The sequence below is a fragment of the Streptomyces sp. GL_148 genome (assembly GCF_057834205.1).
Genome location: NZ_JBYQMC010000004.1, coordinates 19,611 through 41,777 on the forward strand (window position 1 = coordinate 19,611; position 22,167 = coordinate 41,777).

Here is a 22,167-nt window from a genome sequence, read left to right on the forward strand (position 1 = left end):
CGAGAGGGCCGGGGTTCCCGCCCCGACCCTCTCGGACCGGCCGGAGCTCGAACTCCAGCCAGTCACGGACACCCCTGCCGTTACCACCGAGAGGGATCTCCAGTGCGCAATCTTCCCAGGACGCCCCGCGTCCTGACCAGCCAGGTCAACACCGACACGACCCCCGCGCCCAACGGGCTCCGGGTGCTGGTCGTGGGCCGGGTCCTCCGCCCCGCCTGCAACAACTGCGACGGCTTCGAGTCCGTCAAGGTCGTCATCGGCGGCACGCTCCACACCATCGACCGCACCGCGTGCACCATCCCGGCCCCGACCGCCGGCCTCAACGACGTCATCGACGACATCGAGCGCGGGGACGAGCGCAAGGGCTACGAGACCGAGGACCTGTACGTCGCGGCCCAGGGGAGCGCCGCGTGAACGCCCAGGAGCAGGCCGCCGCCGACGCCCGCGAAGCGCAGGTCAAGGCCGCCGAGGAGCAGACCCGCAAGGCGCTGGAGGAGCTGCAGCGTCACGGCCAGGCCGCCGGAGCCGTCTCCCAGATCGGGGGCCGGGGATGAGCGCCCTCCCGATGCGCCCGACCGCCCACGAGCGCGATGGCCGCAGCGAGTTCTCCGTCCCCGCCGAGCTGGCCCGCGTGTCGCACGAGCTGCACGTCAGCGGCTACGGCGAGCAGGAGATCAGCCGCGCCCTGGCCGCCGACGAGCTCACCATCGAGCTGCTCCTGCCGCACCCGGGGGGCCCGCGATGAGGAACCCCCTACGTCCCCTGCTCGGTTGGTGGGGACAGGCCCTCGGCGCCACCGGAGTCGTCGAGGACGCGATCACCACCGTCCGCGACCGGCGCCTGGCGAAGGCCGCCAACGAGATGGTGGCCGCCTCCGAGCGGGTAGCCGCGCTCGCCACGGCCCGCAAGGGCTGCACCCACGCCCCGCAGTGCCCGCCGGCCTCCGCGCCGGACCGCACCGCGGCCGCCGAGGTCTGGTCGGACGACGCCTGCATCTACCTGTGCAACGGGCTCGTGCTGGCCGTCAAGGAGATCCAGGCCCCGGACTCCCCGTCCGGGCTCTACGCCACCGCCCCGGAGAGGGAGAGGACCCTGTGACCGACGTAGACCGCACCCAGACCGCCGCCCTGATCTCCCTGCTCGCGGCCCTCCTCGGCACGATCGCGGCCCTGCAGTACGGGCTCGACGCGCAGGGCGTCGCTCTGTCCGCCGGACTCGCCTACGGGGTCGCTCTGACCCTGGCGGCGCCGCTGCAGGCCCCGCTCGGCGCCGTCCTGGCCACCAGCATCAAGTTCACCGGGATCACCCTGGCGTTCGCCGTGTGGGTGGCCGTCACCGGAGTCCACGCCGGATGGCAGCTGCTGCGCGGCCACAGCCTCACCAGGGGGGTGTTCGCGTGACGACGCTCGCCGAACTCCTCGGAGAAGCCGAGGCCGGCCGCTGGAAGGAGAGCCGGGCCCGCGGACTGGTTCTGTGGCACCGCGTCGACCCGGGCGAGGCACTCGCCCTGGTCGAGGCAGCCGTCGCCGAACACGACCCGTCGATCCTGGCCGAGCTGGGCCAGGTCTGGACGCGCCGGCCCGAGGCCGCCGAGTCCGACCTCCCGCCCGTCCTGCACCTGACCCACTGGCTCGACCGCGACCACCTGGCCGTCGAGGACGGGGTGACCGGCACCGCCGTGATCCCCCTGGCCACCCTGCACGCGTACGAACTCGACTACTGGCACCGCCCGTGAGGCGGTACCGCCCCCGCCCGACCCCTCCACCCGCCGAGCAGATCCCCGGCCAGCTGCCGCTGTTCGACGAGGAGGAGAACGAGACCGGGCCCGCCACCACGGCGGGCCCGGCCCCGGGCGGACCGGCCACCCACTCCCCCGACACCCACACGCCCCGGACGGAGCCCTCCCCGTGACACCCCCCGACCCGCTCCCCGCCTGGTACAGCCAGCAACTGCCGCCCGCCCCGGCCCCGCAGGCCCAGCACACCGGGCTCAGTCTGCTGATCGCCTACTCCGGGCGCGTGGTCCCGATCATCACCACCTCGACGGCCCTGATCCTGGCCAGGCTCTGGCACGAGCAGGGCGCCGCCGAGAGCGCGGGCAACATGGCGCTGATGCTCGCACTCGCCGCCGGATCGTTCGCCGCCGCGTGCGTGTCCGCCTCCCACCGCAACGGGGACGCCGTCACCACCGCCGCCGCGTTCACCGCCAGCGGCGCGTTCGCCGTGATCGGCCCCGCCGCCTACACCGCCTCCCCGGCCCTGTCCCTGCTGCTCTGGCTCGTCGCCACCGTGCTCGTCTACGTCGTCTCCGCCCGGCACTGGCGTACGGCCAGACAGGACCGCGAGGCCCGCGACCACGAGCTCGTGCTCGCCCGCCTCGACAGCGCCACCACCGTGGCGACCGCCGTACTCGACAGGGACGCCAAGGCCCAGGCCCTGGCCTACGGGCTCACGCTCGCCCGCGCCGTCGAGCACCGCGCCCTGCTCGACCCCCTCACGTACGACCCGGCCGAGCTCACCAAGGCCGGTCTCCCCGAACTCCCCGGCAGCACCCGTGTCCGCGGGTGAGCCGCCGGCCCCGGTGACGTTCGGCCCGCACTGGACCGTCACCCCGAAGGCCGCCGCATCCCTGCTCGGTCTCACCGAGCGGCGGGTGCGGCACCTGATGGAGCACCACGACCTCGACGTCCACCACGAAGGGCAGTACCGGTTCATCGAGCTGGACAGCCTCTTCACGTACCGCCGCCGTCTGCCGCCCCGGCCCGCCAGTCCCAACAAGGAGAACCACCGTGACCGTTGACGACCCGTGGGCGTCCGACTGGACCCCGCCGCACGCCACCCCGGAACCGCCGCTCAGCGCCTACGAGCAGGCCCTGGCCGCCGCCGGATTCGGCCCCACCGACCGCGCCCGGTTCATCGCCGAGCACGGAACGAGCGCCGAGTACGCGGCGTGCGTGTGGGACGAGGAGCTCGTCCCCGCCGCCGAGGCCGCCGGCACCATTCCGCAGCGCACCGTCCCCGAGGCGGACATGGAGGAGACCGTCCGCCGCTGGTGCGGCCGCGCCGCCATCCGCCAGCTCGACGCCGACCGCCGCGCCCGCGGTGAGCGCGTCGGCCTGGCCGTCAACGCCGCCGAGGTGGACGAGATCCGGGCCAGGACCGAGCGACTCGTCCACTGGCACGCGGCCGCCCTGTCTGACCTGCTCCGCACCACCCCCCGGCCCCGGTGGGTCAAGGACAACCCGGCCGCCCAGGCCGCCGCCGCCGAGTACGAGCGCAAGGTGTTCGCGCTGCTCACCCGGGAGCCGCTCGTCGTCGTCCTGTGTGGCAGCACCAGGTTCATGGACGAGATGGCCGAGGCCAACTGGCAGGAGACCGCAGCCGGCCGCATCGTGCTCGCTCCCGGGTGCGACCTCAAGACGCCCCACCCCCTGTTGAACGGCCCGGCCGCCGTCGAGGCCCTCAAGCCCCTGCTCGACGAGCTCCACCGGGCCAAGATCCGCATGGCCGACGAGGTGCTCGTCGTCGGCGACTACATCGGCTCCAGCACCCGCGCGGAGATCGAATACTCCCACCAGCTGGGCAAGCCCATTCGCTACACCCACCCCGAGATCGAGGAGAACACCAAATGATGCTGCACGACACCGAGACGATCGCTCCCGTCACGATGGAGGGCCTCACGGGCCTGTCCGGCAGCGAAGTGGAGGCCGACGTCGAGCACTGGCACCGGACCATGCGGACCTGGCGCGAGGGCCACCCGAACGCGACCGAGGCCGAGTACCAGGAGGAAGGACTCCGGCTGCTCGCCCTGAACGACGTGCTGCGCCGCTACAACACCCTGCGGTACGGGCTCGTCGAGGAGCAGGTCGCGCGCCAGGCCCGCGACGAGGCCCTGCAGTTCGTCGAGAACCTCTGGCAGCGCCTCGGCGACCCGGACGCCGCCGGGAACTGGCTGCACCTCCACCAGGCGTACGTACGCGCCCTCGACGACGTCCGGATCACCGTCGACATGTGGCGCGAGCGGGCAGTGACCGCGCAGAAGGTCGTGTTCGTCACGGACGGCACCGGATACCGCGACCAGGCGTACCGGCAGATCCTCGCGGCCGGCCACCCGCCCGTCGAACCGCTCACCGGCAACCCGGCCACGGAGGCCGAGCAGCTGCTCGCCAACCACGACCAGGCCGCCGAGTACCGCGGCCAGCTGCTCGCCCAGACCCTCGATCTCGTCTCCCAGGCCGTCGCCCGCTGACAGCCGCGCACACACCGAAGCGCCCGTCCCGAACGTCAGGGACGGGCGCTTCGGCGTGCTGGAGGTCAGGATCCTTCGGGAGAAGGCGGCTTCATCGCCATCCGGATCCGGTGTTCGGTCCGGCTGAGGTACTGCAGGATCTCCCGCAGGGTCTCGTCCGCAGCCTCGAAATCGCCCTGCAAGGCCGTGGCGAGGAGGCCACCCCCTATCCCGTCGTACACGGCCTTCTGCTGCTGCAGGAAGCCGTGCAGGGCCGCCGTCGCCCGGGTCCCGTCCGTCTCGACGATCTCCGCGTCCACGATGCCGTCACCGCGCGCCGGCGCCGGGACCACCGGATCCGGAACGACGACGAACCCGCGGGCCTCGGCCGCAGCGTGGAGGGCCGCCGCCGTCCGCTTCTTCCCCGACTTCTCCACGTCGGATAGGACCAGCGCCGCCCGGGTCACTGCCCCGGGGTCATCACTGGCCGGCTCCATCAACGGAGCCAGCACCTTGGCCTGCGATGCGTTGAAGGGTTTGTCAGAAATTTCTGACAGTGGGGAGATCCGGAGCAGTCGCGCGGCGTCGTTGATCAGCTCGTACACGTAGCCGCGTGACCGGTGCAGACGGGCCTGCGCGTACTCCTCCAGGTTGTCGAACCCGGCTTCGAGGTAGAGGTCCTCCTCGACCAGGATGCGCAGGGCGACGCCGGTCTCGATGACGAACCGCATCTGCGACCGGGCCACGCTCAGGGACCGGGCCTCCTCGGACGCCATCAGCACGGACTCGATCGCCTGCAGCCGCGCGGCCCGGTCGACCGGCAGCGCGTCCGCGTCGATCGGCTCGGCGCCGAACGGACGGGGCTTGACCAGGTCCGTGACGAAGAAGTCGTCTTCATCCTCGGCGGGGTTGCTCAGTGCGGAGCCGACCTTCCTCACGCGGCCGCCTCCTGCCCGAACAGGACGCCGGCCAGCTGGTCGAAGTCCCGGGCCGCACTGTCCCTCGGAGAGAACAGCCGGACCGGCATCCTCTCGGCCACGGTCTCCTTCACCTTCACCGAGGGCCGCACGGGCGCCACGACAGCGTTGGGGAAGTCCTGCGCGAGCTGGAGGGCGGTGGCCCGCATCACGGCCGTCCGCGCCCACTCCGTAAGGACGATCGCCGTGACGTCGAGCTTCGGGTTGTACGAGTCCTGCACCGCGAGGATCGTGCGGTGAATGTCGCTGACCCCGAGCGTCTCCATCTCCCCCGCCTCGGTGGGGATGATGACCCCGTGCGCGGCCGCGAGCGCGGCCACCGTGATGGTGCCGAGCGTGGGGCCGCAGTCCAGCAGGTTCAGGTCGTAGGCGGGACCGTTCTGGATGCCCCGGGCGATCGTCAGCTCCCGGCCCACCAGATCCGAATCCTTCTCCACGCTCCCCAGCTTTGACCCGCTGGGGACGACGTACAGCCCCTTGAACCGGGTCGGGTAGGTGGCCTCTTCGAGCGTGCACGCCTTGTAGAACACGTGGGTCAGCGTCCGCCGGCGCTTCGGGTCGAGGCCCTCGGGATAGACCGGCTCGATCCAGGCCGACAGCCCGGCCTTCTGGGGGTCCACGCCGATCAGCCGGGTCCGCTTGCCCCTGGCCGCGGCTGCCGCCCCCAGCTCGACCGTGGTCGTCGTCTTGCCGACGCCGCCCTTCTGGTTCGCCACGGCGTAGACCCGGGAGGAGTCCATCGGCTGGAACGACGCCGGGACGCGCAGCTGCGCCCGCCACTTGGCCCACGGAGTGGACTCCTCCCAGCCGGTCACCAGCGGGTGGTGCCAGGAGTAGCCCGGGAGCGGGGGGATGCGTACCGACTGCGCGTCTGTGTCCATATCCCCGCACGGTAGCGGCTCGACGCAGCAGTGCGGCCCGCCTCCCCCGGAGACGGGCCGCATGGCGACTGTCATATCGTCAATCTGGACGAGGTAGCCCCCGCCGAGGACCACCCCGCCGCGCCGGAGCACCCGACCCACGCCCCTCTTCACGAGGAGGCCGGTCCGCCCGCTCGACGCGCACGGTCGGCGCCCCCGCGGGCTGCACGTCCAGGACGACGCGGAGCCCGCCCCCTCGGTGCGAGAGCCGGGTCGGCTCACCGGCCTGCAGCGCCGTGCACGCCCGCAGCAGCGGGAGCAGCACCTCCAGGACGTCCTCCCCCAGTTCGCGATCGTCCGTCATCAGCCGTAGCTGGACCATCAGCCCGCCTCCCCTTCTCCCGTGCCGGCCCCGGCGGACGCCAGGGCGTACTCCGACTCGTAGTCACGTCCCATCGACCGGAGCCGGTCGAGGACCGCATGGCAGTCCCCGGCCGCCCGATGCCCGCCATTCAGGGGCTGCCACCGGTTGTTGCCGTGGTACTCCGACCAGTCGCCCACCCAGTCCGAGTACGGGATCATCACGTCCTCGAACGTCATGACGCCCAGCCAGGCCGCAGCCTGTTCCCGGCCCCAGGCCAGGGCCCCCTCCTCCCCGCCATCCAGGGACTCCCGCAGCGCGCGGTCGCGGTAGTGCAGCGTCAGCTCGTGCCGCAGCCGTTCGACGTCGAAGGCCTTGTTGTAGATCAGGCAGCGCTTGCCGTCGAGCACGGTCGTCAGCTGCAACAGCGCGTCCGAGAACCGGGGCTTGCCCGCGAGGTCCGCGTCCGTGATCCCGTGGATCTCCGAGGAGTCCCTCGGCACCGGCTCGCCCGGGTCCAGGAGCGTGTCGAGGAGGACCTCCCCGCTCGACGAGACCACCGCGATCTCCAGGATCCGAGCCTCTTCGTGAAGTCCCGACGTTTCCGTGTCGAGCACGACCACGTCCGGGTCGACCAGCGCGGCCGCCGCCCACCGCTTCCGGTCCTCGGCTGCCCGCAGCTGCTCCTCCCGCCTCTTCTGCTCCTGGCGGTCCCACTCCGCGCGCTGCTCGGCCTGGCGCTGCTCCTCGGCCACCTCACACGGCGCGCACCTCCTCGGCCAGTGCGAGGCCCGGTACCACCCGGTCCGCCCCGTCCCCTGGCTCTTCTGGTAGGCCCGCGCCTCCTTCTTGGAGACCACCTTCACGGCGCAGCCGGCGCACACGGTCACCTTCTCGACCCACGCGACCGCCGCCGCCCGCTGCTCGGCGAGCTGCTCGGCCCGGCACTCGCCGCACCGGCCGTGCGCCGGCAGCGGACGCTCCCTCACGACCCTGCAGCCCCGACAGGTCCGGGCGTCCGTACGGCGCTGCTCCTCCTCGGCCCGGCGCCGGCACACCCCGCACCGCTCCCCGTGGACGATGTGGTCGCGGACCTGCTGGCACGTCGGACAGGTCCGCCGCGCCGCCATCCTGCGCTGGGTCGACGAGGGCAGTGGCCGCATCTTCTCGGCCCCGGCCGGGTCGTAGAGGGCGACGTCCCCGTACTTCCGGGTCCGGATGTACGCGAGTGGGGCCTGGCCCTGCGCCAGCTTGAGCCGCAGATCACCGAGTTGGGTCTGCGTTCGAAGGTACGGCGGTGCCTGGCCCCAGCCGTAGACCGGGACACCGTCGATGTGGCCCCGGGCCTGGCCCTTGGCCACCCGCTCCGGGTCCTGCTCCGTCCGGCTGGACGGGATCTGCTCCGTCACCGCCGCCGTGGTTGTGCTCACTCATGCCTCCCGAAAGAGCGTCGAGGGAATTGAAACCGTAGCAGCAATAAACCCCATTCCGCTATCGTTCAAACATTCCCAGCAAACGAGCGAATGGCGAAAATTGGCCGCTATTAACCGCGTGCGCGCGAAGGTAAATACTAAATGGAGATCCATTGATTTGAGCGGGCGCCGGGTCACTCGTCTGCCGCAGCGGGCCCATACCTGGCCAGTGCTTCGCGGACGATCCGCGGCACCGGATACAGCCGTACGGCGAGCTCGTCGCGCCGCGCCTTCTGCTCGGCGCTCAGCACGAGGCCGGCCCCGACCAGGCCGAGCTCCCGGAGCTCCCGCATCGGCTTCTCGGAGACCCGCCAGGACGCGGTACGGAGCCGCTTGACCAGGTCTGATGGGAGTCCGTAGTTGCGCTGGGCCATGGAGATGCCCATGCTCGGCCCCGGCCAGCGACCCGAGAGCGCGAGCTCCTCCTCCTCATCCGGAGTGAGCGCCCGCCACGGGCCAGCCAGGTCCGGCTCGTCCAGGCGCTGCCCGATGGCACGGGCCACCACGGTCTCCAGGCTTGGCCACTCCGCAGGCCGCATCCGCGCCACGATGATCCGCGCCTGACGCCGGGTGTTTCCCCGATTCTCCAGAGCGGCCAGAGTCGCCTTTTCCTCCATAACCTGCTGCTTTTTCAACAGGTCCAGACGCCCCGCCTGATAGGCGTAGATCATGACGGTCACCGAGGTCTTTTCCATAGAGGCAATCTTAATGGAGATCCATTGATCAGCGGCGGCATGTCCCATTTTTCCCCTTCTCTGGGCGGTGGTTCGCAGAGGGTCGGCAGCTCCTCGGCCCCTGGGGGGCCTGCGGTGCCCCGCCGGGGTGCCCGGTCGCCGCCGGCGGCCGCGGGTCCGTGGGTGTTCTTCAAGGCGGGTTACGTGGCTGATGCCGGGGGTGGTTGCTGTGGCCGCTGCAGCTGCTCGGCCGGGTGCGAGCGCGCTGGGGCGCGCTTTCGTGGGCTGAGGCCGAGGCAGCTTGGAGGAGGGTTCTGCGCGTTGTCGTCTGCGAGGCCGCCCTCGGCAGCATGGGCCAAACGTGCCAGTGCCGTCTGGCAGGGTTTGTCCTGACCTGGAACATGCTTGGGCTTGGAGGCCGCAATGCAGGATGAGGGAAAGCTGATCCTCTCGTACGTGATGGAGGGCAGTGATGACGCGGCGTGGGTGCTGCACCGCGTCGGTGATCACGACCACACGGCCGTGATGGTTGACGGGCCGGACGCCGATGCCGAGGACGAGGCCAAGGCGTGGGCGGCCGAGGAGCTGGAGAGCCTGGGCTACGACGTGGCCGGCCTTGCGTGGACGCCGCACCGCCCTCATCCGTCGGCATTGGTGGACTACTGGGTCGTGGGCCTCCCCGGCGACGAAGAGCAGTAGCCAGCCCGGCCGGGCATGGCAGAGCCCCCGCCAGGAGGAGGGACCCTGGCGGGGGCTCGACGTCCGCGATCACGGGTGCGCGGACGGTCTCGGGGAGGCGGCACGGACGTGCTGGGTGACGTCGTCGAGCCCTCGGTACAGGCCGATGACGAGCCGGCCCCGGTTCTGCGTGTGCGCGACGCTCGGCCGCTTCGGCGCCCGCACTTCCAGGCGCCGGTCGGCATCAGCGACCACGAGGTCCAGGCGCCGCCGCAGGGAGGTCCCCTCGGCGACCTCCTCGACGCGCTCTCGCAGTTGGTCGAGCACCACCCGGGCGTGCCCGGTCAGCTGCAGTGCCATCAGCTCCATGTCCGGCGGTTCCGGCGCCGGAACCTTCGCGCCCCACCGCAGCACCGCGGCCGCGAGGGCCAGCTGCGGCTCACGGTCGAGGGGGAGCCGGTCGAGCAGCCCCTCCGGGTCGTGCACTTCGGCGTGGTGGGAGGCAGTCATGGCCGGGTCCATTCCGGGAGTGAGCTCGATGACGAACTGGCCCCGCTGGAGCAGCCAGGAGCGCTCCGCATTCCAGTCCGCCCAGTGGTAGCCGATGTGGGCGAAGGAGGGCACGACCAGCCCCGTCACGCGCCCGAACGCCACGGACTCCCGGACCTGTGCCCAGCCGCCTCGCAGTTCCGTGTCGTCGCCCAGGCGCCCGGTGTCGAAGATCTCGCAGCCCTCCGGGACGTACCAGCCCCGGCCGGCCACGTACGCCCGCAGGTCGTCGAGGACCAGGTCCTCCGTTCCGGGCACCTCGATGACCGCGTACAGCGCCACCGCGGTTATGGGCGGGAGCGGATCCTCCCCGGTGACCGTGGCGGTGATGGAGTCGGTGCGCGTCGGGACCACAGTGGCCTCCCCGGAGACGGATCTGTCGTTACTCCCAGACAACTCCTCCTCGTACGGGTGAGGTCAGGCCGGAAGATGGGCAGTTTCCGTACGGGGACCGGACAGTTTTGCCATCGGCAGACGTACGGCACGACTAGCGTCACGGCGACGGCCCGCAGCTCCCCGGGAGACGGATGGACAGGCAGCGCAACCACCAGCTCGCACTCCTGATGAAGGAATTCGGCTTTACACACCGCAGCCTGGCCCGCGAGGTCAACACGATCACGGCCCGGATGTTCGGCGAGAGCCACCCCCGCAGCTGTACCGACCGGCACGTCAGGCGCTGGATCAGTGGAGAGGTCCGGTGGCCGTGGACTCGTTACCTTCACGCCTTAGAGCACATCTTCGGCCGTCCACCGGAGGCGATCGGATTCGTCCCGCGAGGGAAGAGCAGCACGAGCCTGGCCGCCCCGCCCCGATGGTCGGACGACACGAAGGAGGGAGCCGTGCACCGACGCAGGTTCATGGTCCTGCCCGCTGCGGCCACCGTCGTTCTCGCGCTGGGGATCGACTCGACCCCGCAGGCCGGACGCCTGTCGATGAGCGACGTCGAGCGCATCAACGCGAGCATCGGCCGCCTGGACGCGCACTTCTTCTCCATCGGCGGAGGCCCGCTCGTCGAGGTCTCCCGGGAGTTCATCGACCGCCTCAGGGTCGCGCTGGACGGCTGTACGTACGGGGACAGGGTCGAGAGGGCCCTGCACAGCGCGATCAGCAGCGTCTACGCGTCCGCCGGCTGGGCCGCCCACGACACGGGCGACAGCACCCAGGCCGCACAGCTGCACACCGCCTCCCTGCAAAGCGCGCTGCTCGCGGGTGACCCCGCGGCCGCAGCCCGAGCGTGGTCGAACTTGGCGTTGCAGGCCCGCACCGAAGGCCGGCATCGTGAGGCCGTCCAGATCACCCGGGCCGCGCTCGACAACCGCCGAGCCCGCCAGAATCCCCACATCGCCGCGCTGCTGCACGCCCGGCTCGCCATCGGCCAGGCCCGCACCGCCGACCGCAATGGGGCCGCCCGTTCCCTGCTCGCCGCCGAGCAGGCGTACGACCGCATCAGCCCCGGCACCCCGGCCCCGGCCTGGCTCGACTTCCTCTCGCCCGCCGAGCTCTCCGGACTCGCCGCCCTCACCCACCAGGCGCTGGGCCGGTACGACCACGCCGAGGCCGCCACCGCCCGCGCGCTGGAGATGCTCCCGGCCCCGATGCGCCGTCAGCGCACCCTGTATGGGGTCCAGCTGGCAGAGCTGCAGCTCGTCCAGGGCGAACGGGGCCAGGCGGCCGCCACCATCGACCGGCTGACCTCCGCAAGCCTCGACAGCCGGCGCATCACGGACCGCATCATCGCCGTCCAGCGCGCCCTCACCGCCTAGGAGCCCGCCGTGACCACCGGCATCGACATCCAGCACTACACCCACCACCAGGCCGCCGAACTCCGTCCGCTGCTGCTCGACGTGTACGCCGAGGTCTACGCGGAGGCCGCGGCCACCGACCCGTTCGCGTCCGTCGAACGGTTCGGCCAAGGCCTCGACGGCTGGAGCGGACGGCCGGGGTGGACGTGCGTGGTCGGTTACGACGAGGACCACCAGGCCGTGGGCTACGCCTACGGCGCCCCACTCCCGGCCCGCGCCCCGTGGTGGGGCGGACTCGTCACCGAGGTCCCCCCGGACGTCGTCGAGGAGACCGGGCACCGTACGTACGCGCTCAGCGAGCTGATGGTCCGCGTCCCGTGGCGGGGGACCGGCACCGCGAAGGCCCTGCACGACGCCCTGCTCGCCGGACGGCCGGAGGAGCGCGCCACGCTGCTCGTCGACCAGGACCACCCCAAGGTCCACCGGCTCTACTCGGAGTGGGGCTGGACCACGCTCGGCGACCTCCGCCCCCGGATCGAGGGTGCCCCCTTGTTCCACGCCATGCTGCTCCCCCTGTCCTGACCTGCCCGGACAGCTATCTCCCACGGGAGATGGGAGACCTGATTACCCCATGCGCATGGGTCATTGGGTGGAGGTTCAGACGAAGCGGCTCCGCCGGGCCCTCTCTCGGAGGGGGTGGGGGACCGTGGGGATCTTGAGGTGAGTGGGTGGTGGGGGTGGGGACGGGTCGCGGTGCGGCCCCCTCCTCGACCGGGCCCCGGAGGGCAGCACAGCCCGCGCCGGGGGGCAAGGCCAAGCCGCTACGCGGTCGGCTACGCCGAGCCTTGCCCCCCAACACGGCCTGTACGGGCGCAAGCGCGCCCGATCGAGGAGGGACCCACCCCGCTCACGGGGTCCCGTACGGCGAAGCACGCCGCCAGCCAAGGCCCGGACGCCCCCCTCGACGAGGGCTCGACGCATCCTCGCGAGGGTTCGATCACCCCAAATGCCCGACTCCTGCCCCGGAGTGGCCCGCCACCCGCCCGACTCCCCAGCCCTGGCCGACCGGTACGGCCCGCCGCCGGACAGGCCGGGAGAACCCGCAGGTCACGCCGGATTCGACGAGGGCTCGACGAGGGCTCGTCGTCTGGATCTAGGACCTAGGAACTAGGAGCAGTACCTACGGGGCCGCCGCCGGCGCCCGCGCCCGCCAGGTCCTCCGCCGAACTCAGCCGAAAGTGTCCGGGCCAGCGGCTACGGTGCGTCTGTGGCGATCAACGGGGCGGATACAGCACCCGGGACCGCGCTGCTCCTGGCGGCCGCTCCCGAAGGCAAGAGCAGGTTGATGGACGCGGGGAGCGTGATTCCCTCGCTCGCCGCCGTGCCGCCGAGCGCGTGGACCGGCACGGCCGCCGCCACCGTCATCGAGCTGGACAACCCCGCCGACCCGCAGGCCGTCCTGACCCGCGTACGGGCCGCGGCCGCCGCCGGGGGCATGCTCACCGTGCTGCTCGTCGGCCAGCTGCAGCTCGACAGCAAGCAGAAGGCCCTGCACCTGGCACTCGCGCGCACCACGCCAACGACGATGCGGTACACCGCGATCCCGTGGGCATGGCTCGTCCAGGAGCTGCAGCAGCGCCGCCCGGACACGACAACGCTCTTCGTCGACCTGGTGGCGGACGCAGGGGCCTGGCAGCAACTGCTCAACGAGCCGCTCGTCCTCCCGGTCACGGCCCGGGTCTACGGAGTCATCGCCCCGGCACCCGGGCGCCGGCGCACCGCCGAGCCCCGGTACACCCACCACCTGGCCCAGATCCTGCGCACCGGCTACCGGCCCGGCCCGGACCAGCTCCACCACGAGGCCGCCCGCCGCTCCGGCGCCGACAGCGCACTCGTACTCCGGCCCGAGCACCCCGCAACACCCGCCACAACGGCCCCTCTCGCGGCCCCACGCCCGGCCCCGGCACCTTTCCCGGCCCCCGCCCCCGCGCGCCCCGTGGCCGCCGCCCCCGCGCTCCCGGCCCCGTCGCCGGTCCCGGCCCCCGCGCCGCCCGCGGCCGCTGCTCCGGCAGCCGCGGTCCCCCGGCCCGCCCCGGCACCCGCGCCGCCCGTCCTGGCCGCCCCCGCCCCGGTGCCCGCGCCTCCGGCCCCGTTCCGGCCGGAGCACACCTACGCCGCACCAACTCCCCCCGCGGCCCAGGTACGGCCGCCCGCGCCCGTCGCCCCTCACCCGGCCCGGCCCACACCGCCGCCCGCAACCACCGTGGTCACCGCCAGGGTTCCGAACCCGACCCCGTCCCCGGCGCCGAGGCCGCCCGCCGGCCCTCCGGTACACGTACCCCCGGCCCTGGCCCCGGCGCCGCTCCCGGCGCCACCGCCGCCGCGCGAGCAGCGCACGGTCTCGCCCGTCTACGTGCCCAGCGTCGCGCAGGTCCCCGTCGAGGACGACCCGCACGCCCGGATCGCCGCCCTGGCACAGGCCGGACGCCACCAGGAGGCCGTCGCCCTGGCGGCCGCCGCCGAACAGCGCGCCGTCCAGACCCTCGGCGCCGACACGTTCGCCGCCGTCCACTGGGTCGAGGTCCGCGCCCACCTGGCCGCGGCCGCGCAGGACCCGGCCCAGTCCTGCGCGTTGTGGCTCCAGGCGGCCCAGACCCGGCTCGACACGCTCCAGCAGGCCCCCGACGCATTCGACGTCGAGGGCGCCGTCGACCGGGCACACCACCAGTGGGACCAGATCCGCGACGCCGCCGGCGCCCGCCGCCTGGCCCCGCAGCTCGTCGCGCAGCGCCGCAGGGTCCCCGGACGTCAACGCGCTGCCCTCGATGCCATCCAGCGGAAGCTCGAACGACTGCAGGCCATCTGACCTGCGCTATTTCCCCCACGGACATGCTTCAACGTTGAAGCATGTCCCCCCTGCACCGTTCGAGAAGGGCCTGTCCGCATCGGGACGTAGGGTCCAGACATGCCCCGCCACCAGCGCCACCCCATATCCCGCATGACGGGACGTCACACCAGAATCCCCACCCGCCACACGGGAATTCTCCCGAGACACGCGCAAATAGTTGAAACAACTGCCCCAGTTGCGGCTAAGATCGCTTGCATGGCAACAGCACGAGGCACGGCACACCCCAAGACCACCAATTTCAATGGTGGTCGGGAGATGCGTGCCACGGTCGTGCTCAAGGCTGGCGAGACATCCCGTGTCCACTACGAGGAACTCGTCAAGCACATGGGTGTCTCCGGAGCAGAAGTGCTCCGCGAGGCGCTCGCCGAGCTGCACCAGAAGCTGCTTCCCCAGCAGCAGGCGCAGCAGAAAGATCCCGAACATGCAGAAGACCCTGGCTTCCCAGCCAGGGCCTCTCGTGTTTAAGGGGGACCTCGAATCCCTCCCCAGGGAGAGGTCCCATCGCTTCACCGAACAGTTGATGCAGTTGCTGTAAACACCGGCTGACTTCGAATCAGCCACCCACCCACAACCAGGGACGAACGAGCGCCAACTCGATCGGCTCCCAGAAACGAGGAGGCCACCAAAGAACCCACAAAAGACCAGGTCAGAGCCGGTTTCCCGACGCTTTTTCAGGCCCTCCGCGAAGAGGTGGGTCCGGTTTTTTGTTGCCTTTAGACCCCAGAGGTGGTGTCCCCATCGTAGCGGACAGCTGCGGTGTCAGCCCAGTGCGCCCAAGTCCCGGTGTGTCAACGGAGTTGGTCGCTCACGGCGTGTCACGTACGGATGTAGAGCCCCAGGACGGCCCCGTGCTCGTCCTGCGCGCCCCCGTGCTCCGCCTCAGGACCTGGTACCGGATCGCCGAGATCCTGCAGTACCGCGGGATGCTCCCCGAGACGAAGTTTCGCCTGGCCAAGTTCCTGAACAACCAGCGGCTCGACCCGCAGACGGGCCGCGTAGAGGGCCAGTACGACACGGACCGGGTGGACGGGGGAGTCGCCCTGTCCGAGCGCTACGCCTGGCAGTTCAAGGTGGGCACGGATCGTTTCTGGGACGACCTCAAGGGCCTTAAGGCGTACGGCCTGGCCGAGCGGCTCGTCGCGCCGGCCCCGGGCCGCCTGGCGGTCTACGGCCTGTGTCTGCGCGCCGATGCTATCCCCTCCGACCTGCCCGAAGACCTCATGCGCGAGCTGCGTGTCTGGGACCTCCCCGAGGCCGAGGACGAGTTCGAGGACGCCGCCTACGGCCGTCTGACGGCCCGCCCGGCCCCGGCCGTCGAGCCCATGGTCGTGAGCGGGAAGGCGAGCCCCGAGACGCAGCAGCTCATCGACGAGCTGGCCGCCGCTCCCCGCTGGGAGCACCCGGCCGACAGCCCCGCCGCCGCCGTCGCCCAGACGATCCGCACCGAGTGGATGCGCTCCACCCGCGCCGCCGACGCCTGGCCCGGCTGGGAGCCCGTGGAGACCACCCCCGCGGCCCTGGTGGCCCCGGCCGCGCCGAAGCCGAGCCCGGCCCCCGACCTCCGGTGCATCGCCGTCGCCGACCGCGACCGCGCCGCCGAGATGACCGCCCGAGTCCACCGCCTGATGGCACTTGGGGTTAATGGCAAACCGTCCCCTCTATACGCGAAGGGCTTCTCACAACTAGTTGGTTTTTCACCTACCGGTAGTAGTGGGCTGATCTGGTCGGAAAGGATGGAAACAGCAGAAACGACGCCTTCGGCGGCAACTGGAAAGAGGACCGGCCAGGCGTTCGGAGATGACGTCAGCGACGTCGCCAGGAGCGTCATGCGCCGCGTGTGGCACTCCTGGCGGGCCCAACTCGGCCGTGGGGTGGTGTTTCTGCCTACCGGCACGCCGGAGGAACTCAGCCGGTCGGTCACGGGAGATTCCTGGTCTGACCTGCACCGCACGGTGACCATCGCTCTGCGCCGGTCGACCGAGTCGGAGCTCGTCGAGCTGCTCACCAGCAACGTCGTCCAGCGCGACAAGTGGGGGCGTGTCACGTTCCAGGCCGAGAGCATGGGCCGCCTGGCCGCGTGGCGTCTGTGGCGGCTCATCAACTCCCGGAAGAACGCCCACGGCTACGGCCGCCGCCGCGAGGTCAAGGTGGCCGCCCATGTCGAGGCGTGGGACGAGCTCAGCTCCGCCCAGGTATTCCGGATGCGGTCCCGCGCCGAGCAGGAGCGCCAGGAGGAGAACCGCCACGAGGCCGCCCGGGTCGAGCTGGCCCTGGCCGAGCGTGCCGACCGGCGCGAGCGCTGGGGCCTGCACCGGTTCGAGCAGCCCGAGGTCCGGACGGACTGGACCCGCGAGCCCGAGCACGTCCACCAGGAGCAGCAGGAGGAGCACCAGCGCCTGATGGAGCGGCCCACGTTCTCCTCGGCGGAGACCACCCACCGGGCCGCCCTGGCCAAGGCCCGTGCCGAGAAGGCCGCGCGCAAGGCCCGCAGGGCCCTCGGCCACGGGTGAGCACCAGGACCACGCCGGTACGGTGACCGAAAGGCCGGGGCCGTCCAGGTCCACCGGCACGAGGGAGGGGAGCAGGTCATGACGCTGGCCGTACTGATGAGCCCGGAGGTCGAGCAGGCCCTCGGCCCCCAGGTGGCGATCCAGGCCCGCGCCGTCACCGAGGGCAGGTGCATCGAGTGCAGCCGCTCCCTGGCCGGCACCGTCAACGTCGTGCTGGGGCAGAGCCAGACCATGGACGCGGGCAGCGTGTGGTTCGTCCACGCGGACTGTGCGCCGTCCCGGATCGTCCCGCTCAACGCGGAGGCCACCGCCGCGATCGTGCAGCCGGCGGACGGGTACAGCATGACGATCGCCGCCGCGATGGTGGACGGAGCTCCCGCGCTCGTCTCCCGGCTCGTCATGACCCCGGTCACCACCGCCGGGCCCGGGTCCGAGCCGCGCAGCATCTTCATGGAGTCGCTCTTCTCGGACGGGTTCTCCCTGATCACCCCGGCCGGGATGGACGCCCCCGTGCTCCCGGAGTGGATCGCCGTGTTCAAGCCCCACGGTCGGGACCTGCAGCTCGTCATCCTCACGCCCGAGGGCAGCATCTACTTCCAGGGGATCCTGGCCAAGCCGATGCCCGGCTGGGTCAAGGCCGTACTGGCCCAGCGCCAGGTGCTGCTCCTGGCCGGAGACATCCCCGGACGCCACGACGACGAGCCGGAGCAGGTGCGCGAGGCCCTGGCCGCCGCCGCCAGGAACGGTCAGCTGGCCGGCGCCCGCGTCGCGGCGGGCCGCCCCTCGGACTTCGGACTCGCCGAGTAGGCCGTCAGCCCCGCACGAAGCCCGCGACCATCGCGACCGCGAGGAACGCCAAGACGACCCGTAGGGTCCACTTCCGACCCAGCACCTTGAACAGCAGCACGACCATGTGGGCCCCCTGAATCGACGTCAGGGGGCCCATTGTCGAGCAGCCCGCGACCCGGTGGCAGGGCTTACCGCACGATCCGGCCGAGATGTTCCCCGCGGCCGCCGCCGGAATTGGCAACAGGCAACCCCACGAACCACGTGGCGCCCGAGCCCCGTTGGCCCGACCGTAGGGCCATGCCCCAGTTGCAGATCGTCAGCTTCGGCTACGGGCACTCCAAGCCCCGACCCAGCTGCGCCCTCATGTTCGACGCCCGCCACCTCACCGACCCGTACCTCGACCCCGCCCTGCGCGACCTCGACGCCCGCGACCCCCGCGTGCAACGGGCCGTGATGCGCACGCCCGGCGCCCCGGCCCTGCTCGGCGCGATCGTCACCGCCGCGTACCAGCTGCTCGCCCAGGCCGCCCCCGCCGACACCGTGACCATCGCGGTCGGATGCGGCGGAGGTCGCCACAGGGCCCCAGTACTGGCCTCCCAGGCCGCCGCGCACATGGACCACCTCGACGAGCTCCGCGTCCAGGCAGTCCACCGCGACCTCGACGAGCAGCTGCTCCCCGCCGGCACGGGCGACCGCGCGGCGTAGGGCAGACTCACGTGGTGCCCCGGCGGTGCTGGCTACGTCCGGCCGATGCTGCCCGCCGCCGGGGCCGTCCCCTATATAAGGGGAGCGGCCGCCCGGCGCCCGACCGGACGTGGCCGACGAAGGAGCCACCGTGACCCGCCAGACCGGCGTACTGATCTACCAGTTCGTTCGTGACCGCCTCGACGACCAGCGCGACGAGCAGCACCCCCACGGCCACCAGGCGTACGTGGACGCGTACGGCAAGGCCCACGACCTCGACAAGGACCACGCCAACGCAGTGGCCGCCGAGGACACCACCGAGGCTGAGCGGATCCTGCAGGAGCTGTACGGGATGGCCGACGAGTGGAAGCACCACCCCGACTACCCGCCGGCCCCCGCCGTTCCCCCGGTCGCCTGACCGTCCACCCGCTGCCAGCACGTCAGTCGTCGAGGTCGGTATCGTCCTGTCCCAGGTTGTCGACGTACTCCTCGTACAGGGTGTCGGCTTCGTCGAAGGTGTCGGTTTCGGCGACCTCCCGCGATGCGTTGTCGTCGTACGTCACGGCCCACTTCTCTTCGCCGGTGCCCGGCGCCAGGTAGCTGACCAGCCGCATCGTGTTGACCGGCAGTCCGCTGTAGCCCAGGCCCTGGTGCTCGTGGAGCACCGACGTCCGCCGCTGCTCTTCCAGCAGGTCGAGGACAGCGTCGGCGTAGTCGCGATCGACGTCCGAGGCGCGGTGGGCGGAGGTGATGGTGCGCATGCTGCGTGCCTTCTGCCAGGGGCGGCGCGGGGCCGCCCGGTCCGGGGTGAGCTCGCGACGCGGACGCCGTACCCGCGTGAGCGGGTGGAGCTCTGTCTCTGCGGCGGATCGCCACGGACTCCCGCATGGGCAGGGAAGGTCAGTTCCCTCACCCTAGCCCGGGATCACCCGAGCGGGAAATGCTCTCTGCTCCGTTCCTACCTGGCCCCCGATCCCCGAGAGCCGTACCGGGTTCGGGCGGTAGACGAGTAGCGTCGACACCAGCGACGAGGAGGTCACCGTGACCGCACAGCCCGACCACCAGGCCGCCCGGCCCGGCTTCACCCCGCCCATGAGCACGCTCGCCGAGCTCCGTACGGCACTGTCGACGTGGGGCTTCCCCGGGGACCGGGAGAAGTTCGAGGCGGAGCTGGACGCCGCCGACCTCGACGACCTCACCCAGGTTCGCGAGCTCACCCAGGCGTACCGGCACCGGGTCCTGCTCCGGTACGACGCCCAGGCGATGGCCGCGCTCGCCCGTCCGACCGCCGACGTCGAGGCCGAGCTCCGCCGCAAGCTCGAAGAGGCCGGCGCCCAGTGACCCACGCGTTCTACTCCGACAGCGCGGAGAAGATCCGGATCGAGCTCAGCCGGACCGAGCAGGCCGCCGTCGAGTCCGTACGCCGCGCGCTCGAAGTCGACCCGGAGCAGGGCCGGGGCCTCCCGGACGCCGACCCCTACTCGGAGTCGTACGTCGTCGAGCTGCTGCCCGAGCAGACCGGCGGCCGCGGAATCTCCGTGGTCTACCGCTACAGCCAGGACCTCGATGCCCTGCTCATCCTGTGGCTCATCGCCGGACCGTAGAACGGCACCGTACGTACGAAGGCCCCGCGAGTTGAGCGCGGGGCCTTCGCCATGTACGGACATCCTAGGTTCCCGCGACAACTCAGGTTGTCGGCATCTATGGTTGTCGTATGACGACGCGAGAACTCGCCGAGGCCGAGCGCGACCAGCTCCGCCAGGCCCTGCACAAGGCCCTGCAGCCGTTGCGCGACACCGTGTACGAGGAGATGAGGAAGGGCCGCCCGGACGAGGCGGAGGAGGTCCTGGACCTGGCCCGCCCGGAGGGCCCGCTCGCCCTGCTCGCCGCCTGCAAGTACGCGGACGAGGAGCTCGACGTGATGGCGGAGAGGCTCGCCCGTGCCGCCGGGGCCGCCGGGGCCAACTACGCCGAGCTGGGAGCCGCGTGGGGGATCTCCCGCCAGGCCGCCCGCAAGCGCTGGCCCGGCGCGGTGAGCGCCGTCAACGAGAGGGCGAACAAGGAACCCGTCCACTTCGAGGCGTTCGGCGGGGAGGCCCGGGTGGCCTTCCACCCCGAAGAAGGGGGCTGGTGGTGGATCGCCACCGCCGCCAACCGGCAGCACGCCGAAGCACCCGAGGACGCCTCTTACGACACCAGCGAGGAGGCCGCGGCCGCCGCCGGCGCGTTCCTCGCGGCGAACGCAATCGGGGCGGTGGCCGCGATCGAGGCGGCCGGGTAGACAGCTCCGACAGTCAGGCCCCGCCCACCCCGGCGGGGCCTGACCCGCTCCCAGCACAGGGGCCGGAAAGGGCCATCGGGCACCGGACGGGGCCGATAGCTTGGCCGCCATGACGACCACCCAGATTCCCCCGCGCGGCAGCGGCGCCTACCAGCAGACGATCTCCCAGGCCGCCGCCGCGTTCTACACCTCCCGTGACGGGGCCGACGACGGGCACGGCGCAGAGCTGCTCAAGCTCATCACCCTCGGGTACGGGGCGGAGGGAGTCTTCGACCTGTGCACCTACCTCACCCTCGTCGCCAACCAGCTGGCCAAGCCCGGACTGCGCGACGCCGCCGGCCGCGTCGACCTCGACCTGCTGCTCGAAGGGCCCGGCCATGTCGACGAGGAGGTTGCGGTGCTCGCCGCCCGCGTGGGCAAGAAGGTGACGGAGGAGGGCCGGTACATGGTCGAGGCGATCGGCAGGTTCCGCCCCGTGCTCCAGGAGGCCGTCAACCTCACCGAGCCCGACAAGACCCTTTGGAAAGCCGTGCGGGACAAGCTCACCTCCCACGGAGCCGCCCCCAGGGACGCGGCGGTCTGCGCGACGCTGGTGTTCTCCATGGTCGAGGCGATCGGCAGGATCGAGGCCGCCCAGCCGCGTGGATGAGCCGAGCCCAGACTGCGAACCTCGGCCCGGAGTTGTGTACACAATGGCTCCCGTGAACGAGCGTGGGATCCGCGAGGCGCGGGCACAGCTGGCCGACCTGGTGACCGCCGCAGCCCTCGGCAAAGGCACGGTCATCACCAAGCACGGCCGCCCCGTCGCGGCCCTGCTCCCGCCGGAGGCCGCCGAACTCTGGGAGCGCCACCAGCTCTACGTCGCCGAGCGGGACCGGCGCCAGGCCGCCGCCGACGAGCGCGACAGCCGGCGCGAGGCGTGGGAGAGCGAGACCGTCCACCCGGTCGCCGCCGTCATCCGCTACCAGGGCCACCCCGGCAGCGACGATCCGCTCTACCTGCCCGAGGCCGACCAGGTGCCCCGGCCCCGCCGCGAGCTCCGCGCCCTGGTCGAGCATCTGCGTCCCGACTACAAGTCGTGGATGTACGAGGCGTGGTACGAGGACGATCCGCGCCGGCCCAGCCCCGACAGCGCACGCTTCCGCAACACCGCCCGCCACCGGTACGACTGGTCGGACCAGGCGGGGAACAACGTGCTGCACCTCCTCGACGCCGAGGGGGCCACGCTGGCCCGCGCCGAGTACGACGGCCCGGTGTCGATCCCGGGTGACCCGGACGAGCCCGCCGCCACCTTCTGAGGGTCGCGGGCTACTTCGTGTTCGACGTCAAAAAACCATCGTTTGATGACGGGTGTCGGTCGGGGGTCCGAATCACCCCGACGCGCCGTCAAAAACCCCGTCAAAAACCCGAAGCTTCAACAACCCCCCGATGACCCTTTTCTGAGAGGATCGCCCG

General features: G+C 71.7%; 31 protein-coding genes. 25 read left to right on the forward strand and 6 right to left on the reverse strand.

Annotated features, from left to right (window positions below):
* Positions 1 to 102 precede the first annotated feature (102 nt).
* The 11 genes from AC3IYI_RS43265 to AC3IYI_RS43315 all read left to right on the forward strand — a co-directional run bounded on the left by AC3IYI_RS43265 (position 103) and on the right by AC3IYI_RS43315 (position 4,248).
* The gene (locus tag AC3IYI_RS43265; protein WP_489412487.1) at positions 103 to 414 is read left to right on the forward strand and encodes a hypothetical protein; all 312 of its coding nucleotides are present in this window, start codon (positions 103 to 105) and stop codon (positions 412 to 414) included.
* Positions 411 to 554: a hypothetical protein gene (locus AC3IYI_RS43270; RefSeq protein WP_489412488.1), complete on the forward strand. Its 144-nt coding sequence runs from the start codon at positions 411 to 413 to the stop codon at positions 552 to 554. Before AC3IYI_RS43265 ends, AC3IYI_RS43270 begins: the two co-directional genes overlap by 4 nt.
* Complete coding sequence (locus AC3IYI_RS43275; RefSeq protein WP_489412489.1) at positions 551 to 745, forward strand: hypothetical protein; 195 nt, start codon at positions 551 to 553, stop codon at positions 743 to 745. Before AC3IYI_RS43270 ends, AC3IYI_RS43275 begins: the two co-directional genes overlap by 4 nt.
* Complete coding sequence (locus AC3IYI_RS43280) at positions 742 to 1,098, forward strand: hypothetical protein (RefSeq protein ID WP_489412490.1); 357 nt, start codon at positions 742 to 744, stop codon at positions 1,096 to 1,098. Before AC3IYI_RS43275 ends, AC3IYI_RS43280 begins: the two co-directional genes overlap by 4 nt.
* Positions 1,095 to 1,400, forward strand: coding sequence for a hypothetical protein (locus AC3IYI_RS43285; protein ID WP_489412491.1), 306 nt, complete (start codon positions 1,095 to 1,097; stop codon positions 1,398 to 1,400). Before AC3IYI_RS43280 ends, AC3IYI_RS43285 begins: the two co-directional genes overlap by 4 nt.
* Positions 1,397 to 1,735 (forward strand): hypothetical protein, encoded by a 339-nt coding sequence (locus AC3IYI_RS43290; RefSeq protein WP_489412444.1) that lies wholly within the window; start codon positions 1,397 to 1,399, stop codon positions 1,733 to 1,735. Before AC3IYI_RS43285 ends, AC3IYI_RS43290 begins: the two co-directional genes overlap by 4 nt.
* Positions 1,732 to 1,911: a hypothetical protein gene (locus AC3IYI_RS43295; protein ID WP_489412445.1), complete on the forward strand. Its 180-nt coding sequence runs from the start codon at positions 1,732 to 1,734 to the stop codon at positions 1,909 to 1,911. Before AC3IYI_RS43290 ends, AC3IYI_RS43295 begins: the two co-directional genes overlap by 4 nt.
* Complete coding sequence (locus tag AC3IYI_RS43300; RefSeq protein ID WP_489412446.1) at positions 1,908 to 2,567, forward strand: hypothetical protein; 660 nt, start codon at positions 1,908 to 1,910, stop codon at positions 2,565 to 2,567. The genes AC3IYI_RS43295 and AC3IYI_RS43300 overlap by 4 nt, the downstream gene beginning before the upstream one ends.
* Positions 2,554 to 2,799, forward strand: coding sequence for a hypothetical protein (locus tag AC3IYI_RS43305; protein WP_489412447.1), 246 nt, complete (start codon positions 2,554 to 2,556; stop codon positions 2,797 to 2,799). Before AC3IYI_RS43300 ends, AC3IYI_RS43305 begins: the two co-directional genes overlap by 14 nt.
* Before the next feature lie 481 nt (positions 2,800 to 3,280).
* Positions 3,281 to 3,631 (forward strand): hypothetical protein, encoded by a 351-nt coding sequence (locus AC3IYI_RS43310; protein WP_489412492.1) that lies wholly within the window; start codon positions 3,281 to 3,283, stop codon positions 3,629 to 3,631.
* Positions 3,628 to 4,248: a hypothetical protein gene (locus AC3IYI_RS43315; RefSeq protein WP_489412448.1), complete on the forward strand. Its 621-nt coding sequence runs from the start codon at positions 3,628 to 3,630 to the stop codon at positions 4,246 to 4,248. The genes AC3IYI_RS43310 and AC3IYI_RS43315 overlap by 4 nt, the downstream gene beginning before the upstream one ends.
* A 65-nt stretch (positions 4,249 to 4,313) precedes the next feature.
* Here AC3IYI_RS43315 and AC3IYI_RS43320 read toward each other — a convergent pair whose 3' ends face one another.
* The 4 genes from AC3IYI_RS43320 to AC3IYI_RS43335 form a co-directional block, all read right to left on the reverse strand.
* Positions 4,314 to 5,165, reverse strand: a complete 852-nt coding sequence (locus tag AC3IYI_RS43320) for a hypothetical protein (protein ID WP_489412449.1) — start codon at positions 5,163 to 5,165, stop codon at positions 4,314 to 4,316.
* A complete protein-coding gene (locus AC3IYI_RS43325) occupies positions 5,162 to 6,085 on the reverse strand; it encodes a ParA family protein (RefSeq protein ID WP_489412450.1) in 924 nt (307 codons plus the stop codon). The genes AC3IYI_RS43320 and AC3IYI_RS43325 overlap by 4 nt, the downstream gene beginning before the upstream one ends.
* A 360-nt stretch (positions 6,086 to 6,445) precedes the next feature.
* The gene (locus AC3IYI_RS43330) at positions 6,446 to 7,855 is read right to left on the reverse strand and encodes an exonuclease domain-containing protein (RefSeq protein ID WP_489412451.1); all 1,410 of its coding nucleotides are present in this window, start codon (positions 7,853 to 7,855) and stop codon (positions 6,446 to 6,448) included.
* Between the two features lie 176 nt (positions 7,856 to 8,031).
* Entirely contained in the window at positions 8,032 to 8,592 is a 561-nt protein-coding gene (locus AC3IYI_RS43335; protein WP_489412452.1) for a hypothetical protein, read from the reverse strand.
* A gap of 402 nt (positions 8,593 to 8,994) precedes the next feature.
* Between AC3IYI_RS43335 and AC3IYI_RS43340 the strand changes: the two genes are divergently transcribed.
* A complete protein-coding gene (locus AC3IYI_RS43340; RefSeq protein WP_489412453.1) occupies positions 8,995 to 9,270 on the forward strand; it encodes a hypothetical protein in 276 nt (91 codons plus the stop codon).
* Positions 9,271 to 9,339: 69 nt separating this feature from the next.
* On the opposite strand, the gene AC3IYI_RS43345 is transcribed toward AC3IYI_RS43340, so the two are convergent.
* Positions 9,340 to 10,152 (reverse strand): hypothetical protein, encoded by an 813-nt coding sequence (locus tag AC3IYI_RS43345; protein WP_489412454.1) that lies wholly within the window; start codon positions 10,150 to 10,152, stop codon positions 9,340 to 9,342.
* Between the two features lie 173 nt (positions 10,153 to 10,325).
* Here AC3IYI_RS43345 and AC3IYI_RS43350 point away from each other — a divergent pair, with 173 nt between their 5' ends.
* The 8 genes from AC3IYI_RS43350 (at position 10,326) to AC3IYI_RS43385 (ending at position 18,849) form a co-directional block, all read left to right on the forward strand.
* On the forward strand, positions 10,326 to 11,561 hold the full coding sequence (locus tag AC3IYI_RS43350; protein ID WP_489412455.1) for an NsdA family TPR-like regulatory protein: 1,236 nt from the start codon (positions 10,326 to 10,328) through the stop codon (positions 11,559 to 11,561).
* 9 nt (positions 11,562 to 11,570) lie between these two features.
* Positions 11,571 to 12,122, forward strand: coding sequence for a GNAT family N-acetyltransferase (locus AC3IYI_RS43355; RefSeq protein WP_489412456.1), 552 nt, complete (start codon positions 11,571 to 11,573; stop codon positions 12,120 to 12,122).
* A gap of 685 nt (positions 12,123 to 12,807) precedes the next feature.
* Positions 12,808 to 14,406: a hypothetical protein gene (locus AC3IYI_RS43360; RefSeq protein ID WP_489412457.1), complete on the forward strand. Its 1,599-nt coding sequence runs from the start codon at positions 12,808 to 12,810 to the stop codon at positions 14,404 to 14,406.
* A gap of 237 nt (positions 14,407 to 14,643) precedes the next feature.
* On the forward strand, positions 14,644 to 14,913 hold the full coding sequence (locus AC3IYI_RS43365) for a hypothetical protein (protein ID WP_489412458.1): 270 nt from the start codon (positions 14,644 to 14,646) through the stop codon (positions 14,911 to 14,913).
* 347 nt (positions 14,914 to 15,260) lie between these two features.
* Positions 15,261 to 16,958, forward strand: a complete 1,698-nt coding sequence (locus AC3IYI_RS43370) for a hypothetical protein (RefSeq protein WP_489412459.1) — start codon at positions 15,261 to 15,263, stop codon at positions 16,956 to 16,958.
* 78 nt (positions 16,959 to 17,036) lie between these two features.
* Positions 17,037 to 17,765: a hypothetical protein gene (locus tag AC3IYI_RS43375; protein ID WP_489412460.1), complete on the forward strand. Its 729-nt coding sequence runs from the start codon at positions 17,037 to 17,039 to the stop codon at positions 17,763 to 17,765.
* Positions 17,766 to 18,044: 279 nt separating this feature from the next.
* On the forward strand, positions 18,045 to 18,452 hold the full coding sequence (locus tag AC3IYI_RS43380) for a RapZ C-terminal domain-containing protein (protein WP_489412461.1): 408 nt from the start codon (positions 18,045 to 18,047) through the stop codon (positions 18,450 to 18,452).
* A 130-nt stretch (positions 18,453 to 18,582) separates the two neighbouring features.
* Positions 18,583 to 18,849, forward strand: coding sequence for a hypothetical protein (locus tag AC3IYI_RS43385; RefSeq protein WP_489412462.1), 267 nt, complete (start codon positions 18,583 to 18,585; stop codon positions 18,847 to 18,849).
* A 22-nt stretch (positions 18,850 to 18,871) separates the two neighbouring features.
* Here AC3IYI_RS43385 and AC3IYI_RS43390 read toward each other — a convergent pair whose 3' ends face one another.
* The gene (locus AC3IYI_RS43390; protein WP_489412463.1) at positions 18,872 to 19,192 is read right to left on the reverse strand and encodes a hypothetical protein; all 321 of its coding nucleotides are present in this window, start codon (positions 19,190 to 19,192) and stop codon (positions 18,872 to 18,874) included.
* 280 nt (positions 19,193 to 19,472) lie between these two features.
* On the opposite strand from AC3IYI_RS43390, the gene AC3IYI_RS43395 reads away from it, so the two are divergent.
* From AC3IYI_RS43395 to AC3IYI_RS43415, 5 genes are all read left to right on the forward strand, one after another.
* Positions 19,473 to 19,772: a hypothetical protein gene (locus AC3IYI_RS43395; RefSeq protein WP_489412464.1), complete on the forward strand. Its 300-nt coding sequence runs from the start codon at positions 19,473 to 19,475 to the stop codon at positions 19,770 to 19,772.
* A complete protein-coding gene (locus AC3IYI_RS43400) occupies positions 19,769 to 20,035 on the forward strand; it encodes a hypothetical protein (protein WP_489412465.1) in 267 nt (88 codons plus the stop codon). Before AC3IYI_RS43395 ends, AC3IYI_RS43400 begins: the two co-directional genes overlap by 4 nt.
* A gap of 110 nt (positions 20,036 to 20,145) precedes the next feature.
* Complete coding sequence (locus AC3IYI_RS43405; RefSeq protein ID WP_489412466.1) at positions 20,146 to 20,712, forward strand: hypothetical protein; 567 nt, start codon at positions 20,146 to 20,148, stop codon at positions 20,710 to 20,712.
* A gap of 109 nt (positions 20,713 to 20,821) precedes the next feature.
* Positions 20,822 to 21,361, forward strand: coding sequence for a hypothetical protein (locus tag AC3IYI_RS43410; RefSeq protein ID WP_489412467.1), 540 nt, complete (start codon positions 20,822 to 20,824; stop codon positions 21,359 to 21,361).
* Between the two features lie 52 nt (positions 21,362 to 21,413).
* Positions 21,414 to 22,010 carry a type II toxin-antitoxin system Phd/YefM family antitoxin gene (locus tag AC3IYI_RS43415; protein ID WP_489412468.1) on the forward strand — a complete coding sequence of 199 codons (597 nt, stop codon included), beginning with the start codon at positions 21,414 to 21,416 and terminating at the stop codon, positions 22,008 to 22,010.
* Positions 22,011 to 22,167 lie beyond the last annotated feature (157 nt).